14 protein-coding genes are annotated in these 15,679 nt (G+C 57.4%); 2 read left to right on the top strand and 12 right to left on the bottom strand.

Annotation, left to right across the window (positions count from 1 at the left end):
• Nucleotides 1-2: 2 nt before the first annotated feature.
• From rpoB to rplK, 7 genes are all read right to left on the bottom strand, one after another.
• Entirely contained in the window at nucleotides 3-4,139 is a 4,137-nt protein-coding gene (rpoB, locus tag ACR0DK_RS04585) for a DNA-directed RNA polymerase subunit beta (protein ID WP_170398571.1), read from the bottom strand.
• Between the two features lie 250 nt (nucleotides 4,140-4,389).
• Nucleotides 4,390-4,764: a 50S ribosomal protein L7/L12 gene (gene rplL, locus ACR0DK_RS04590; RefSeq protein WP_010441182.1), complete on the bottom strand. Its 375-nt coding sequence runs from the start codon at nucleotides 4,762-4,764 to the stop codon at nucleotides 4,390-4,392.
• A gap of 80 nt (nucleotides 4,765-4,844) precedes the next feature.
• Nucleotides 4,845-5,363, bottom strand: coding sequence for a 50S ribosomal protein L10 (gene rplJ / locus ACR0DK_RS04595; RefSeq protein ID WP_010441181.1), 519 nt, complete (start codon nucleotides 5,361-5,363; stop codon nucleotides 4,845-4,847).
• 515 nt (nucleotides 5,364-5,878) lie between these two features.
• Complete coding sequence (locus ACR0DK_RS04600) at nucleotides 5,879-6,799, bottom strand: hypothetical protein (RefSeq protein ID WP_170596849.1); 921 nt, start codon at nucleotides 6,797-6,799, stop codon at nucleotides 5,879-5,881.
• On the bottom strand, nucleotides 6,796-7,464 hold the full coding sequence (locus ACR0DK_RS04605) for a class I SAM-dependent methyltransferase (protein WP_480734937.1): 669 nt from the start codon (nucleotides 7,462-7,464) through the stop codon (nucleotides 6,796-6,798). The genes ACR0DK_RS04600 and ACR0DK_RS04605 overlap by 4 nt, the downstream gene beginning before the upstream one ends.
• A 304-nt stretch (nucleotides 7,465-7,768) precedes the next feature.
• Nucleotides 7,769-8,467: a 50S ribosomal protein L1 gene (gene rplA, locus ACR0DK_RS04610; RefSeq protein WP_010440987.1), complete on the bottom strand. Its 699-nt coding sequence runs from the start codon at nucleotides 8,465-8,467 to the stop codon at nucleotides 7,769-7,771.
• Nucleotide 8,468: 1 nt separating this feature from the next.
• Nucleotides 8,469-8,918 (bottom strand): 50S ribosomal protein L11, encoded by a 450-nt coding sequence (gene rplK / locus ACR0DK_RS04615; protein WP_010440985.1) that lies wholly within the window; start codon nucleotides 8,916-8,918, stop codon nucleotides 8,469-8,471.
• 381 nt (nucleotides 8,919-9,299) lie between these two features.
• On the opposite strand from rplK, the gene ACR0DK_RS04620 reads away from it, so the two are divergent.
• Complete coding sequence (locus ACR0DK_RS04620) at nucleotides 9,300-10,541, top strand: peptidoglycan-binding domain-containing protein (RefSeq protein ID WP_170398593.1); 1,242 nt, start codon at nucleotides 9,300-9,302, stop codon at nucleotides 10,539-10,541.
• A 95-nt stretch (nucleotides 10,542-10,636) separates the two neighbouring features.
• Entirely contained in the window at nucleotides 10,637-11,824 is a 1,188-nt protein-coding gene (locus ACR0DK_RS04625) for an adenylate/guanylate cyclase domain-containing protein (RefSeq protein WP_480734940.1), read from the top strand.
• A 47-nt stretch (nucleotides 11,825-11,871) separates the two neighbouring features.
• On the opposite strand, the gene nusG is transcribed toward ACR0DK_RS04625, so the two are convergent.
• From nusG to ACR0DK_RS04650, 5 genes are all read right to left on the bottom strand, one after another.
• Nucleotides 11,872-12,405, bottom strand: a complete 534-nt coding sequence (gene nusG, locus ACR0DK_RS04630; RefSeq protein ID WP_152459924.1) for a transcription termination/antitermination protein NusG — start codon at nucleotides 12,403-12,405, stop codon at nucleotides 11,872-11,874.
• Between the two features lie 192 nt (nucleotides 12,406-12,597).
• On the bottom strand, nucleotides 12,598-12,795 hold the full coding sequence (gene secE / locus ACR0DK_RS04635; RefSeq protein ID WP_170398600.1) for a preprotein translocase subunit SecE: 198 nt from the start codon (nucleotides 12,793-12,795) through the stop codon (nucleotides 12,598-12,600).
• Between the two features lie 80 nt (nucleotides 12,796-12,875).
• Nucleotides 12,876-13,034 (bottom strand): cbb3-type cytochrome oxidase assembly protein CcoS, encoded by a 159-nt coding sequence (gene ccoS / locus ACR0DK_RS04640; protein WP_074737762.1) that lies wholly within the window; start codon nucleotides 13,032-13,034, stop codon nucleotides 12,876-12,878.
• A 5-nt stretch (nucleotides 13,035-13,039) separates the two neighbouring features.
• Nucleotides 13,040-15,217 carry a heavy metal translocating P-type ATPase gene (locus tag ACR0DK_RS04645; protein WP_480734942.1) on the bottom strand — a complete coding sequence of 726 codons (2,178 nt, stop codon included), beginning with the start codon at nucleotides 15,215-15,217 and terminating at the stop codon, nucleotides 13,040-13,042.
• Nucleotides 15,218-15,219: 2 nt separating this feature from the next.
• Nucleotides 15,220-15,678: a FixH family protein gene (locus ACR0DK_RS04650; RefSeq protein ID WP_223117101.1), complete on the bottom strand. Its 459-nt coding sequence runs from the start codon at nucleotides 15,676-15,678 to the stop codon at nucleotides 15,220-15,222.
• Nucleotide 15,679: the final 1 nt, after the last annotated feature.

Here is a 15,679-nt window from a genome sequence, read left to right on the forward strand (position 1 = left end):
CCTTACTCCTCAACCTCCGCATCCAGGAGTTCCATATTCAGGCCGAGGCCACGGACTTCTTTAACCAGAACGTTGAACGATTCCGGTACGCCCGCTTCAAAGTTATCCTCGCCCTTGACGATCGACTCATAGACCTTGGTCCGACCGGCGACGTCATCCGATTTCACGGTGAGCATCTCCTGCAGGGTGTAGGCGGCGCCGTAAGCTTCCAGAGCCCAGACCTCCATCTCACCAAAGCGCTGACCACCGAACTGCGCCTTACCACCCAGCGGCTGCTGGGTAACCAGGCTGTACGGCCCGGTCGAACGCGCGTGGATCTTGTCGTCCACCAGGTGGTGCAATTTCAGCAGGTACTTGATGCCCACGGTGACCGGGCGCGCGAATTGCTCACCGGTGCGACCGTCGAACAGAACCGACTGACCGCTTTCCGAGAAGCCCGCACGCACCAGCGCGTCGTTGACGTCTGCTTCTTTGGCACCGTCGAAGACCGGAGTAGCGATCGGAACACCACGGGTCACGTTGCCCGCAGCCTCGATCAGGCCATCCTCGTCCAGACCGGTGATGCCTTCTTCGTAGACATCCTCGCCATAAGCCAGCTTCATCGCTTCGCGCACCGGGGTCAGATCGCCGGAACGGCGGTACTCACCCAGAGCCTCATCGATGTTCAGACCCAGACCGCGTGCGGCCCAACCCATGTGGGTTTCAAGGATCTGACCGACGTTCATACGCGAAGGCACACCCAGCGGGTTCAGACAGAAGTCAACCGGAGTACCATCGGCCAGGAACGGCATGTCTTCCATCGGAACAACCTTGGAGATAACACCTTTGTTCCCGTGACGACCGGCCATCTTGTCGCCCGGCTGCAGCTTACGCTTCACGGCGATGAAGACTTTGACCATCTTCATCACACCCGGCGGCAGGTCGTCGCCACGACGGACTTTCTCGACCTTGTCCTCGAAACGGGCATCCAGAGCACGCTTTTGCACTTCGTATTGCTCGTTCAGAGCTTCAACGATCTGTGCATCCTGCTCGCCTTCCAGCGCCAACTGCCACCACTGACCGCGGGTCAGGGTTTCCAGCAGATCCTCGGTGATCACCGACCCTGCCTTGACGCCTTTCGGGCCTTTGACAGCGGTTTTACCCAGGATCAGGCCCTGCAGACGCGCATAGATGTTGCGGTCAAGGATTGCCAGCTCGTCGTCCCGGTCACGGGCCAGACGTTCGACTTCCTCACGCTCGATCTGCAGCGCACGCTCGTCTTTCTCGACGCCGTGACGGTTGAAGACGCGGACCTCAACAACCGTACCGTAATCGCCCGGCTTCACGCGCAGCGAGGTGTCGCGCACGTCAGATGCTTTCTCACCAAAGATGGCGCGCAGCAGCTTTTCTTCCGGGGTCATCGGGCTTTCGCCCTTCGGAGTGATCTTGCCGACCAGAATATCGCCCGGCTCAACATCCGCACCGATGTAAACGATGCCAGCCTCATCGAGGTTGCGCAGCGCTTCTTCACCAACGTTGGGGATGTCGCGGGTGATTTCTTCCGGACCCAGCTTGGTGTCACGGGCGGCGACTTCAAACTCCTCGATATGGACCGAGGTAAAGACGTCATCACGCGCGATACGTTCTGAGATCAGGATCGAGTCTTCGTAGTTGTAACCGTTCCACGGCATGAACGCGACGACCACGTTCTTACCAAGCGCCAGTTCGCCCATATCGGTCGACGGACCGTCGGCAATGACCTCGCCCTTCTGGACGGTGTCACCCACCTTGATCAGCGGACGCTGGTTGATGCAGGTGTTCTGGTTCGAACGCTGGAACTTGCGCAGACGATAGATGTCAACGCCAGCGTCGCCCAATTCCAGGTCTTCGGTGGCGCGGATAACGATACGCTGGGCATCGACCTGGTCGATGATACCGGCGCGTTTCGCTTGAATCGCAGCACCCGAGTCGATCGCAACCTTTTCCTCGATGCCGGTACCGACCAGCGGCGCCTCGGCCCGCAGCAGCGGAACCGCCTGACGTTGCATGTTCGAGCCCATCAGAGCGCGGTTAGCGTCGTCATTTTCAAGGAACGGGATCAGCGATGCAGCAACCGAGACCAGCTGTTTCGGCGACACGTCGATCAGGTCCACATTCTCGCGCGGGGCGAGGGTGTAGTCACCGGCCTGACGGGTCGAAACCAGGTCGTTGATGAACTTGCCATCGGCATCCAAGGTCGCGTTCGCCTGCGCCACGGTGTGACGCATTTCCTCGGTCGCGGACATGTAGTGTACCTCATCGGTCACCTCGGCGTCTTTGACGACGCGGTAGGGTGTTTCGATGAAGCCATACTTGTTCACGCGGGCAAAGGTGGCCAGCGAGTTGATCAGACCGATGTTCGGACCTTCTGGCGTTTCAATCGGGCACATCCGGCCATAGTGGGTCGGGTGCACGTCGCGCACCTCAAAGCCCGCACGCTCACGCGTCAGACCGCCCGGGCCAAGCGCCGAGAGACGGCGTTTGTGGGTGACTTCCGAAAGCGGGTTGGTCTGGTCCATGAACTGCGACAGCTGCGATGAGCCAAAGAATTCACGAACAGCAGCCGCAGCTGGTTTCGCGTTGATCAGGTCCTGCGGCATGACGGTGTCGATCTCGACAGACGACATACGCTCTTTGATCGCGCGCTCCATGCGCAGCAGGCCAACGCGGTACTGATTTTCCATCAGTTCGCCGACCGAACGCACACGACGGTTGCCGAGGTGGTCGATATCGTCCACGTCGCCTTTGCCGTCACGCAGTTCCACCAGCGCCTTGATGCAGGCCACGATGTCTTCGCGGCGCAGCGTGCGCAGGGTGTCCGGCGCGTCCAGAGCCAGACGCATGTTCATCTTCACACGACCAACGGCGGACAGGTCATAGCGCTCGCTGTCGAAGAACAAGGTGTCGAACAGAGCCGACGCAGCCTCGACGGTGGGAGGCTCGCCCGGACGCATGACGCGGTAGATGTCCATCAGCGCGCTTTCACGGTTCAGGTTCTTGTCCTGAGCCATGGTGTTGCGCATGTAGGGGCCAACGTTGACGTTGTCGATGTCCAGAACCGGGATGTCGGTGATACCCGCATCCATCAGGTCCTTGACAGTACCACCGATCAGGTCGCCGTCTTTATCATACTCCAGGGTCAGCTCATCACCGGCTTCGACATAGATCGCACCGTTTTCTTCGTTGATGATGTCCTTGGCGACATACTTGCCGACGATGTTGTCGAAGGGCACCAGCAGGTCGGTAACAGCACCTTCGTCGATCAGCTTCTTGACCGCGCGAGGGGTGACTTTCTTGCCCGCTTCGGCAATCACTTCGCCCGATTTCGCGTCGATCAGATCATATGTCGGACGGGTACCGCGCACACGCTCGGGGAAGAAGGGCGTAACCCAGCCTTTCTTCTTGTCCAGCTTGTAGGACACGGTGTTGTAATACGCATCCATGATCGCTTCCTGATCCAGACCCAGCGCATAAAGCAGGGTTGTCACAGGCAGTTTGCGACGACGGTCGATACGGGCGAACACGATGTCCTTGGCGTCGAACTCAAAGTCCAGCCAGCTGCCGCGATACGGGATGATGCGGCAGGCAAACAGCAGCTTGCCCGATGAATGGGTCTTGCCCTTGTCGTGATCAAAGAACACACCGGGCGAACGGTGCATCTGGCTGACGATCACACGCTCGGTACCGTTCACGATGAAGGTGCCGTTCGGTGTCATCAGGGGCATATCGCCCATGAACACGTCCTGTTCTTTGATGTCTTTGACCGATTTCGCGCCGGTGTCCTCATCGACATCAAACACGATCAGACGCAGAGTGACCTTGAGCGGCGCGCTGTAGGTCATGTCGCGCTGCATACACTCTTCGACGTCGTATTTGGGTTTTTCCAGATCGTATTTCACGAACTCCAGCACGGAGGTTTCGTTGAAATCCTTGATCGGGAAAACCGACTGGAACACGCCTTTGATGCCTTCGCCGTCTGTAGGCTGTTCTGCATCGCCGGAGCGCAGGAAAAGATCATAAGAAGATTTCTGTACCTCAATGAGGTTCGGCATTTCCAAAACTTCGCGGATTTTGCCGTAATATTTACGAAGACGTTTCTGGCCAAGGAACGTTTGAGCCATGTCAGATGTCACCTTTCGATGTTCTCAGCGGGCAAAGACACCGTCGGGCCCCGGCATCTTGCACAATCGAGACGACACGTCCGGATCAATTCGTGACCACCGTCCCGAAGGTGGCCTCCCGATCCGAAAACCGTGTCTTAGAAAACGCCCTAGACAATGAGGCCCTTTCTAAGACAGGTTCGGCTGGACCCGGATTTCTCCGGACCCAGCCAAATTTTGCGGCGCATCAGCGATGCACCTGTCGGTTGGCTTAGGCCAGCTCGACTTCGGCGCCAGCTGCTTCCAGCTTGCCTTTGACTTCCTCGGCTTCGTCTTTCGACACGCCTTCTTTGATCTTGCCGCCAGCTTCGACCAGCTCTTTGGCTTCTTTCAGGCCCAGACCGGTGATGCCGCGAACTTCTTTGATCACGTTGATTTTCGAAGCGCCGGCGTTCTTCAGAACGACGTCGAATTCGGTTTTTTCTTCCTCAGCTGCGCCACCGGCGTCGCCACCAGCTGCAACCATTACGGCGCCGCCAGCTGCGGGCTCGATGCCGTATTCGTCTTTGAGGATGGTTTTCAGTTCTTGTGCTTCCAGCAGGGTCAGACCCACGATGCTTTCTGCGAGTGCTTTCAGATCAGCCATTGTATTAGCTCTTTCCGTTTTACAGTGTGTGTTCCAACGTCAGGGTGGTTCCCCTACGCAGATCATTCAGTGCCAACCGCTTACGCAGCTTCCGCCTTCTCTTCGATGGTGGAAAGGATGCTTGCGATGTTGCTTGCAGGTGCGCCAATCGCGCCGGCGATGTTCGAAGCAGGTGCGCCAATGCAGCCAACGATCGAAGCAATAAGCTCTTCACGAGACGGCATTTTCGAAACTGTTTCGACGCCTTTGCGGTCCAGAGCGTTCTCGCCCATTGCACCGCCGAGGATCTCAAAATTCTTGTTATCCTTGGCGAAGTCCTCGGCCACCTTGGCAGCTGCCACGGGGTCCTCGGAATAGGTCAGAACGGTCATCCCTGTCAGCAGGTCGGCCATGCTTTCACACGGCTTACCCTCAAGGGCGATTTTGGCGAGCCTGTTCTTGGCAACACGCACGGCACCACCCGCGTCACGAGCACGTGCGCGAAGGTCCTGCATCTCGGCAACTGTCAGACCGGCGTAGTGCGAAACCACTACGACGCCAGAGCTTTCGAAGATTTGGCCGAGTTCCTCGACCACTTTCTCTTTCTGGGCTCTATCCACAGTTCTCTCCAAGTTAGGGGCGATATCTCACCCCGGCTCATATTTGCCGCAGCTTTCGCTCCGGCGTTCAGGTCCGTTGTTACGGGATTGGCCAAAATGCGCCCGAGGATCGTGACCCTCAGAATTCTTTGGTCTTACCCGTCTCAGGCAGGGAATTAAGGGGCCAGATGAACCCACCCACCGTCTTGGACGAAACAAAATAAAGCGCACGACGAATCGCACGCTTTATTCCGCAGGTCTACTTAGGACAGATAGGCCGGGTTTCCAAGAGGTAAATTTAGGCGACTTGCACCGCCCGCGCAGGGGCTGCGACATAGTTGAAACTGTTCTGAGGCATCTCGGTTTCCAGAAAACGAGCCGACACTAAGGCTTGCGGATTTCGCTGCGCGCACCATAGCTACACGCCTGCTAAGACATCGCTCAATATCTGTGCGCAGAGCTAGCCAAGCATTCTGCCGACTAACCGCTATCGTGCAAATGCGGTCGCTGCTTGAGGGCACGGTGGCGGGGCGCTTTCAACCGCCGGTAAAGTCGTGCCGAAGCATAGGTGCAAACTTGCGGCGCGCAGTCCGCCAACGGAAATGAAAAAGCGGGTCCGGTATTCGCCAGTTTTCACCGTAACTCTGAGCCAGCAATGCTGGCGCGTCCTGCGGCAGCATGATTTCCCCACCATTAAGTGATTTTAGCGGGAAAATCGCGCTTTCCGGCAAGTCGTTGAGTGAGTACGGGTACACGCTAAAGCGCCCGTTTTCCGTCCACGCCGGAAATAGATCTATATCAATACCCAAATTATTTTTAACTTTGAAGATTGGTATATTACGCTTTAACGAATTGGTATCCAGGCACTCATTGGCGAGCAACTCTCGCTGATAATCAATCCATTTTTCAGCGACGCCTTCAAGCGTAGACTCACCCAGATGCACTGCAAAATCGACATCGTCGTCGTGACCAATCAATCCACCCTCTCGAACGAGACCCAACAACGCGCCAGCGTATAGAATGATCGGCTTCCCTAAACGAATTACGGGTTCAAGCTCGGCGTCAAGTTTTGAAAAGATATCATCGCCAGCCTTTTCTCCGAATGTTCTGTTATAGCCATGTGGTGTAATGTAATCGGGGTGTAGCGTCTGCTTCACGCGCTCAAAAAACGAGGCAAAGCGCGCCTCCATACCCTGTTCTGCATAGCGAATTTCCATATGCTTCAGCCTACCGTGCGTCCGGGCAGGCTTTAATCTTCTGTGGCAGCACAAAAGAAGAAATGTCTCTTCCCAATCATCATAGAGCGACTGGTTCTCCAAGCGCATTATGGGATCCTTTAGCGCCTCAACCGCAAGGCGCGTTTTGCGAGGTCGTGGTAGTGCCGTTTGGGCCGCAGCATGCGTAAAAACATGCTCGCGAAGCGACGCGAGCTCCTTGATCAATTCTGCTTCGGTCATGGTGTTTTTTCATAGATCGCGCGGGCGACGATCGCATCTTCTGTTTTATATTTTGCGAAACCACTGCCTTCGACGCCATAACACTTTCGGAATTCTGAGGCTTCCATTTTTGAATCCAGATCCGTCGCACTTACGTATCGCCGGAAATGCGGCGCCGCAATTTTCGTTGTGGCTCGGTCCGCCAACGTTCGATATTCGAACGCTACGACATCGCCAGGCCTGCACCCGCTCCGCAGCGCCCGGATCAGAGCATCTTCTTCATCATCTGTGATCGCATGCAAAAAGAACCGAGCATAAACGCAAACGATTTCAGATCGTCGCTCGGACAACACACGCTCAATCAATCCATCTTCGAGATTGGTCTGAACAAATTCAAGATCGTCGCCGCCCTGCTTTTGTGCATGCTTTTGCGCTGACGCAATCGCTGCCTCAGACGCATCAATGCCGGTCACTTTGAACCCGTGTCGTGAAAAGAAAAAACTGTCACGGGCATTCCCACACCCTACGTCAATGACATGTGACTGCCGATCAATCTCATTTGCCACAAACGCTGCGAATTGCGACGGCAAGGTAAGCTCCCATGACCCTGCCGATTTCGCATAAAACTGGTCCCAAAAGGCGCGTCGATCTTCTGGAAGTGATTTCTGACGAATATTTTGGTTCATTGATGGGTATTCTCTAACAGCTACTACACGACAATGGGGGAACTGTGTCAGACCGCACCCCCTAGTTCAATCGCTTCTTTAGCCACCGCTGCTGAGGCATTGAATCTATGTTTGTGCGTATCGCTGCTTTTTAGTCAGCGTAGCTGTAACCGGGTTTGAAATTGGCAAAACTTCAAGATTTCAATTGATGTGCAAGCAACCACGCTATCACACAGCTACAGCCTGTTTCTCATGTGGCACGCAATAAAAATCCCGGGCAGTTCTCACTACCCGGGATCAAGTTCTCACAGCTAAACGCTAAGGCTTATTCGCCCGCAGCAGCCGCCACGTCCAGAGTCACACCCGGGCCCATGGTCGAGCTCAGCGCGATTTTCTTCATATAGGTGCCTTTGGCACCCGACGGTTTGGCCTTCGCAACAGCCGAGATGAAGGCACGGACGTTTTCGACCAGCTTGGCTTCGTCGAAGGACGCTTTGCCAACACCGGCGTGCACAACGCCGCCTTTTTCCGCCTTGAACTGAACTTCACCACCTTTTGCTGCTTCCACAGCCGCTTTCACGTCCATGGTCACGGTGCCAACTTTGGGGTTCGGCATCAGGTTGCGGGGGCCGAGCACTTTACCCAGACGACCGACGATCGGCATCATGTCCGGGGTTGCAATGCAGCGATCAAATTCGATGGTGCCGCCCTGAATGGTTTCCATCAGGTCTTCCGCGCCAACGATATCTGCGCCCGCTTCTTTCGCTTCGTCTGCCTTGGGGCCACGAGCAAATACAGCAACGCGCATCGCTTTGCCGGTACCGTTCGGCAGGCCAACAACACCGCGAACCATCTGGTCTGCGTGACGAGTGTCAACGCCAAGGTTCAGAGCGATCTCGATGGTCTCGTCGAATTTCGAGGTCGCGTTGCCTTTGACCAGGGAAACAGCTTCTTCGACCGACAGGTTTTCCTTGCCAGCGACAGCTTCGCGCGCAGCGCGGGTACGTTTACCGAGTTTTGCCATCTTACTTCACCTCGATGCCCATAGAGCGGGCCGAGCCCAGGATGATCTGCATTGCGCCTTCGACGTCGTTGGCGTTCAGATCTTTCATTTTGGCTTCGGCGATTTCACGAACCTGCTTCGAGGTCACGGTTGCCACGGTCTCACGACCTGGGTTTTCCGCACCACGAGGACGGTTACGCTTGCCAACGGGCTTCAGACCAGCCGCTTTTTTCAGGTAGTAAGACGCGGGCGGCGTCTTGATGTCCATGGTGAAGGACTTGTCCTGATAGTAGGTGATCACGGTCGGGCACGGAGCGCCGGGCTCCATGTCTGCGGTCTTGGCGTTGAACGCCTTGCAGAATTCCATGATGTTGATGCCGCGCTGACCCAGCGCCGGACCAACTGGCGGCGACGGGTTCGCCTGACCTGCAGGAACCTGCAGCTTCATTGTACCAGCAAGCTTCTTGGCCATTTGGTTTTCCTTTCAACTTAGGTGAAACGCGTTTCACCCAGACTATGTTGCGTGGTCCGATCCGGGATCGCGATCCCAGCAACCTCCCACGAGAGAATCTCGCCCGAAGACGATAGGGGCGGCACTTACAGCGGAACGGCGGGGTTGGCAAGTGGCCTGCCCTGCTCTCACACATCGAATCAAGCCCCCAAGTGGGTCTCATACGCTCACGGCGTACAGATCGTTACTAACAAGGTGCGACTGACAACTCTTAAGAAATTAATATCAATGCAGAATCCGCGCGGTGGTTGCGGGATGGTCGGGTTTCCGCCACCCCCCTCACCTCAATACTCGCAGCTGTGCTATACTCGACGAAATTAGTATTTTTGGTGGAGGTTAATTATGATCATTCGTTTACTAATAACAGTTGGCATCGCGCTGTCATTTGCGGCGTCTTCTCCTCAGACCGCACGGGCCGATGCTGGCGAGATACTGGGCGGTGCTGTGGTTGGTGGCGTCATCGGCTACGCTATCGGCCGGGATCAGCAGAGAAAACAGCAGGCCCGGACGAGGTCAACAACAACACGCACCTATCGCCCCGGAATTCCGTCGACCACACAAGGGGCGCAAACCCAGACCGCGCTCAACTATTTCGGCTACAATGCGGGTCGCGTTGATGGTCAAGTCGGTCGTGGCACACGGTCTGCGATCGAACGCTATCAGGTCTCGATGGGCTACCCCGTGAATGGCTATGACTTCCAGCCCTATCAGCGCGACTTCCTGATGCAGGCCTATTACTGGGCGACAAGCGGCGGTCAGACGACAACCCAACTCGCAGGCCAACCGCTTTTGATGGAATACCGTCGGCAGATACAAACCGGCTCTGCCCTGGCTGCTGCCCCTCAGGCACCAGCACAAGCCCCAGCAACCACGATTCCGGTTGTGGTTCCTCAAGCTCAGGAACCAGAGCCCGAGGCCAATACAACTGAAACCGCCTCTGCCAGCCTGCCAAGCCTGTTTTCCGGCGGGACCGGCGGCCCATCGCTGGCCAATCGGTGTAGCGGGGTGATGCTGCAGACCTCGACAAACGGGGGCTACACGACGCTGTCAAATATGACGGATGCCGATTTTGCCCTCAGCGAACAGTTCTGCCTTGCTCGCAGCTATGCAATGGCGCGTGGCGAAGATCTGATGGCGGATATCCAGGGGCTGACGCCGGATCAGGTGAGCGCACAATGCGACTCGTACGGTGAAATGTTGGCACCGCAAGTCGATGCGCTGTCGATCAGCTCGAAGGCAGAAGCTGAAACCCAGGTACGCAAGCTTGCGCTGGACTCGGGCCTCAGCCCCGCTGATCTTGCAGCGACAAGCAAGGTTTGTCTGTCGATGGGCTACCGTCAGGACAACATGGACACGGCAGTCGGTTCTGCATTGATGCTGGTCGCGATGGGTGAGCCTGCCTATGGAGAGTTGATCGGCCACCACCTGCGCGAAGGCTTTGGTGTGCAACAGCGTCGCGATCTTGCGATGCAGTGGTACGATGCGAGCCTTTCGGCGTTGGATGCCGGTTCGCAGGCCGTCTTCCTGCCATCCCAGACCGACCGCCCGCAACTGTTGCGTGCGGCCATGGTTCAGGCGCAATAAACCGTCGCTCATAACAGTTTCAACCTCAGTGAGGCTGAAATAAATAACGCCGCGGTGCTTGCTTGCATCGCGGCGTTCTATCGCGAGGGTCTATATTGCCCACACCATCGGAACCTATCCCAAAACAGGACAAGATCGACGCTTTGATCGAGTGGATGGTTGACGGTGCCCGCCCAGCTGGAAATGCGGTCGATATCATCGAAGGTATCTGCACCCGTCTGCTGGATGCCGGTGTCGCCATCGACCGGTTCGGTTTGTTCATCTGGACGCTGCATCCCAATCTGATGGGTCGACGTTTCCTGTGGAAAGCGGGCGCTGGAGTCGACCGGGTCGACGCGCCGTCTCAATTGTTCACCGAGGCGATCTACACCGATAACCCCCTGCCGCGTGTGATCGAGCGTCAGCAACCCATCCGCCGCCACCTGGAAGACCCCAACTGCCCCGAGGATTACATCATTGTCGGAGAATTGCGCAAGCAGGGCTTCACCGATTATCTGGCGCAACCGCTGATCTATCTCAACGGCGATACCCATGTCTGCACTTGGTCAAGTGCCACGCCCGGTGGGTTTTCAGAGAGTGATCTGGCGATCCTGAACCGGGTTCGCGGTCCGCTCGCCCGCCTGACCGAGACCTATATGCTGCGGCTCGACGCGACCTACCTGCTGTCGACCTATGTCGGCCGCAACAGTGGCGCCCACATTCTGGACGGTAAAGTACATCGCGGTGATGGCAGCAAAATCGAGGCCGTTATCCTGTTTGCGGATCTCAAGGGATTTACCCGCCTTTCGAATTCGGTTTCCGGCGATACGCTGGTCCGGCTGCTGAATGACACGTTTGATTGCCTTGTCCCGTCGGTCATGGACCACGGCGGAGAGATTCTGAAGTTCATGGGCGACGGCTTTTTTGCCATCTTCCCTACCAGCACGGATCTTCCGCCAAAGGTGCAGATTCAGGCCGCCATCGCAGCGGTGCGCGAGGGTGTGGCGTCGCTGGCCGAGGCCGATTTCCAGCACAAGCTAGGCGTACGGACTGCGATCCATCATGGTCGCTTCCACTATGGAAATGTAGGTGGTGGGGACCGGCTGGATTTCACGGCCATCGGTCCAGACGTCAATTTGGCGGCTAGACTTGTAGCGGCGGCCACAGACTTGGATTGCGACCATGTCCTTTCGGATACAGCCGCAGCATTTCTCCCGGAACTCTGCGAACCGGTCGGAACTGTATCACTTAAAGGTTTTGGTGAGGATCAAACTGTCTGGCAGATGAGCACGCCCCAAACGTAAAAAGGGTGCCCATAAGGCACCCCAAACGATGGTACGATGGAAACCAATCAGCTCTGCTTGGTGACCTGCGTAAAGTCCAGCTCAACCGGTGTTTCGCGGCCAAAGATCGAAACCGAAACTTTCAGTTTCTGGTTCTCGTCGTCCACACCTTCGACCATGCCGTCGAAATCCTCGAACGGGCCGTCGTTGACCTTGACCTTCTCGCCGACCTCGAAGCTGATCATCAGCTTGGGCGCTTCTTCACCTTCCTGAACGCGGTTGAGTATCTGGTTCACCTCGGCGTCGCGCATCGGCATCGGGCGGCCTTGGGGGCCCAGGAAGCCGGTAACGCGATTGATCGAGTTGATCAGGTGATAGCCCTGATCCGACATTTCCATGTGTACCAGCACGTAACCCGGCATAAAGCGGCGTTCGGTGGTGACCTTCTTGCCCCGGCGCACTTCGATCACCTCTTCGGTGGGCACCAGAACCTCGTCGATATCGTCTTCAAGGCCCTGCTCAGCCACCGACGTGCGGATCTGCTCTGCGATCTTCTTTTCGAAATTCGAAAGAACGCTGACCGAATACCACCGTTTCGCCATGAACCTGTCGTCCTTGTTTGCCTTTGGGCTGCGACGCATCGCGCCCTTCGTTGAAATCCTATTGCGTCACCCGGAATAAAAAGCGGCGCGCAGCCCGATTCGCCGCACGCCCATTCCGAATAGTCATGTCACCTACTCTGACATCGCAAGCTGTGCAAGGGGGCAGTCGCGTTTCAGCTTGCCCAAACCGGCTTAGCTAAACGCGCCGAGTACCAGTTGCAGACCGCCGCGAATGCCCAGATCAACCAGCGCAAAGAACACAGCCGTCAGCGCAGCCATGATGAACACCATGACCGTGGTCAACAGAACCTCACGACGGGTCGGCCAGACGACCTTTGCGACTTCGGCGCGGACCTGCTGAATGAACTGGATCGGGTTTAAGGTTGCCATGAGGCTACAATCTCTCTTCTAGCGGATGGGCCGGACATAGCCGGGCATTGCGGCAATTTCAAGGGCTGTTGACGCCTCTGTCAGGGCTTGGGCTTGTCATCCCATTCGTCGCTTAGGATACGGCGCGCATCGCCTTCCGGATCCTCATACTGGTTCGAGCGGACCGTGTAGATAAACGCAACCAAGCCAACCCCGCCCAAAAGCAGGGAAATCGGGATCAGATAGGCAAGCACTTCCATCAGAGTTACCTCAGCCGCAAGGCGTTCAGCGAAACAGTAATCGACGAGGTCGACATCGCCAATGCCGCAATAAGGGGTGTCGCCAACCCGGCAACGGCCAGCGGGACCGCGATGATGTTATAGACAGTGGCGATCCGGAAATTCTCGCGAATCCGACGCGTCGCCCTGACGGCTGTATCGCAAGCCTCAGCGATCGGGGACAGATCATTGCCCAGTAGCACGATATCCGACGCCACCCGCGCGGCATCCAAGGCGCTGGCCGGAGAAATCGAGACATGCGCCGCCGCCAATGCCGCCGTATCGTTCAGCCCATCGCCGACCATCAGAACGTGCCGACCTTGATCACTCAGCTCCTGCACCTTGGCGGCTTTGTCTTGAGGCAAGGCCTGGGCGATCCAGTTCTCAATGCCAAGCTTGCCCGCCAAGGCCTGAACCGCGCCTTGCGTATCGCCCGAAATCAGGATGACGTCTTTGCCTGCCGCACGGAAAGCCGCGACCGCCTCGGCAGCGCCTGCGCGCAGACTGTCGGTAAAAGTAAAGCGCGATGGCGTCCGCGATCCGATTGCGAGCCAGGCTGCGGTCTGCTCACCATATTCGCCGCCGACCCAGGCCGCTCGACCCAGCCGGACCTGCTGATCACGGTAAACGCCCTCAGTGCCATATCCCGGCACCTCAACAACATCGTGCAACTTGGCAGGCTTGATCCCGGCCTCACGCGCAGCCTTTGCAAGGGCAAGCGACAAGGGGTGCGAAGACGCTTCGGCTAATGCCAGAGCCACTTGCAAATCGCTACGCGAATGATCACCAAGGTTGGTCAACTCAGGCGCACCGGATGTGAGGGTTCCGGTCTTGTCGAACACCACCGTATCCACTTCGGCCAGCCGTTCTAACGCGGTCGCGTGTTTGATCAGCATGCCACTGCGGAACAATCGGCCTGATGCTGCAGTGGTTACCGCCGGCACTGCCAAGCCCAGCGCGCAGGGACATGTGATGATCAAAACCGCCGCAGCGATATTCAGCGCCGTCCGGATATCGCCCGAATAAATATACCATCCTAAGAAGCTGAGCGCGGAGAGTATATGCACCCCCGGCGCATAAAGCTTGGCCGCCTTGTCTGCCAGCGAGGTATACCGTGACCGGCCCGATTCAGCGATGGCTACCAGATCCGCCATACGGTGCAGCGAGGTATCTTCCCCGACTGCCGTCGCACGGATGGTCAGAGGGCCGGTCAGGTTAACCTCACCTGCACTGACGTTCAGCCCGGCCTCGGCAAAGACCGGGAGGGTTTCCCCGGTCAGCAGCGACCGGTCCAACTCGGACTGGCCCGAGATGATTTCGCCATCCACTGGCATACGCCCTCCGGGGCGAACCAGAATCAGATCACCCACGTTAAGGCTCGCCACCGCCACTTCCGCTTCGGTCCCATCCACTAGCCGGATGGCGCGCGGGACCTCCAGCGCGGTTAGTTCTTCGGCAGCCGAACGTGCCGCGGCACGGGTGCGATAGTCCAAATACCTGCCCGCTAGCAGGAAGAATGTCAGGGTCAAAGCCGCGTCGAAATAAGCATGTTCACCGCTGAGTGCAGTTTCCCAAAGCGACGTGACCAGAGCTAGCAGTATCGCCAAAACAATCGGCACATCCATATTCAACCGGCGTACGCGCAGCGCGCTCCAGGCGTTGGAAAAGAAAGGCTGGGCCGAGAACGCAATTGCAGGCAGCGCAATCGCCGCAGATATCCAGTGGAACATGTCGCGCGTCGCATCGGTGGCGCCGGACCAGACCGACACCGATAACAGCATCACGTTCATCGAAGCAAAACCCGCCACTGCCAGCCGCATCAGCAGATCGCGCCCGGCCTTATCGGTTTGCGTAGCCGAAAGCGCACCCGGATCCAGTTCGTGGGCTTCAAAGCCAGCGCGCTCCAGCACCGGGATCAGATCGGCGGCGCGCGTATCCGGTGCCGCCTTGATCATCGCGCGTTTCAGCGTGAGATTGACCCGCGCGTCTTCAACGCCGGGATGGGCATTCAACTCACGCTCGACCGTAGAGATGCAGGCCGAGCAGTGGATGCCCGGCAGCGACAGCGCGATCTGCACATCCTCTGGGATTGGCCGCGCCGCTTCTGCCGGGGCTGCGATGCAGCCAGGACAGGCTGCCCGAGATGGGGTGGCTTGCGCAACCATCTCTAACCTTTCACATACAGGGGCACACGTTGCGCGAACTCGGCACCATCTTTTGCTTTGGCCACAAGGCGAATGTTCCAGTTCCCTTCGCCCAGGGCAGCCGGAGCGGCATAGGCGATGCCATCAAAAGTAAAGTCCGGCGAGAAGTCTTCCTTCACATGGGTGGCGCGCCCCACCACGGCCTGCAGATCTGCCACTTCAACAGGGGAACCGGTCTGATCGGTTATGTATAGCACCAGCAGCCCTCCGGTCAGCTCGGCCTTGATGTTCCAACCCAGGGCCTGCTGTTCCTTCAAACGTTCATTGAACTCCTGGCTGGCTACATAGGAGTTCTTCACCTCAAGCCCCGGAAAGGTCTTGATTGCACTATAAGCCAAGACAAGGTTCACCGCGATGATCACGCCAAAGGCCGCGACAAATACCGCCAATGCGTGTTTGCCTGTGAATTGACGTTCTGCCATT

The organism is Ruegeria sp. CE6 (assembly GCF_056537485.1).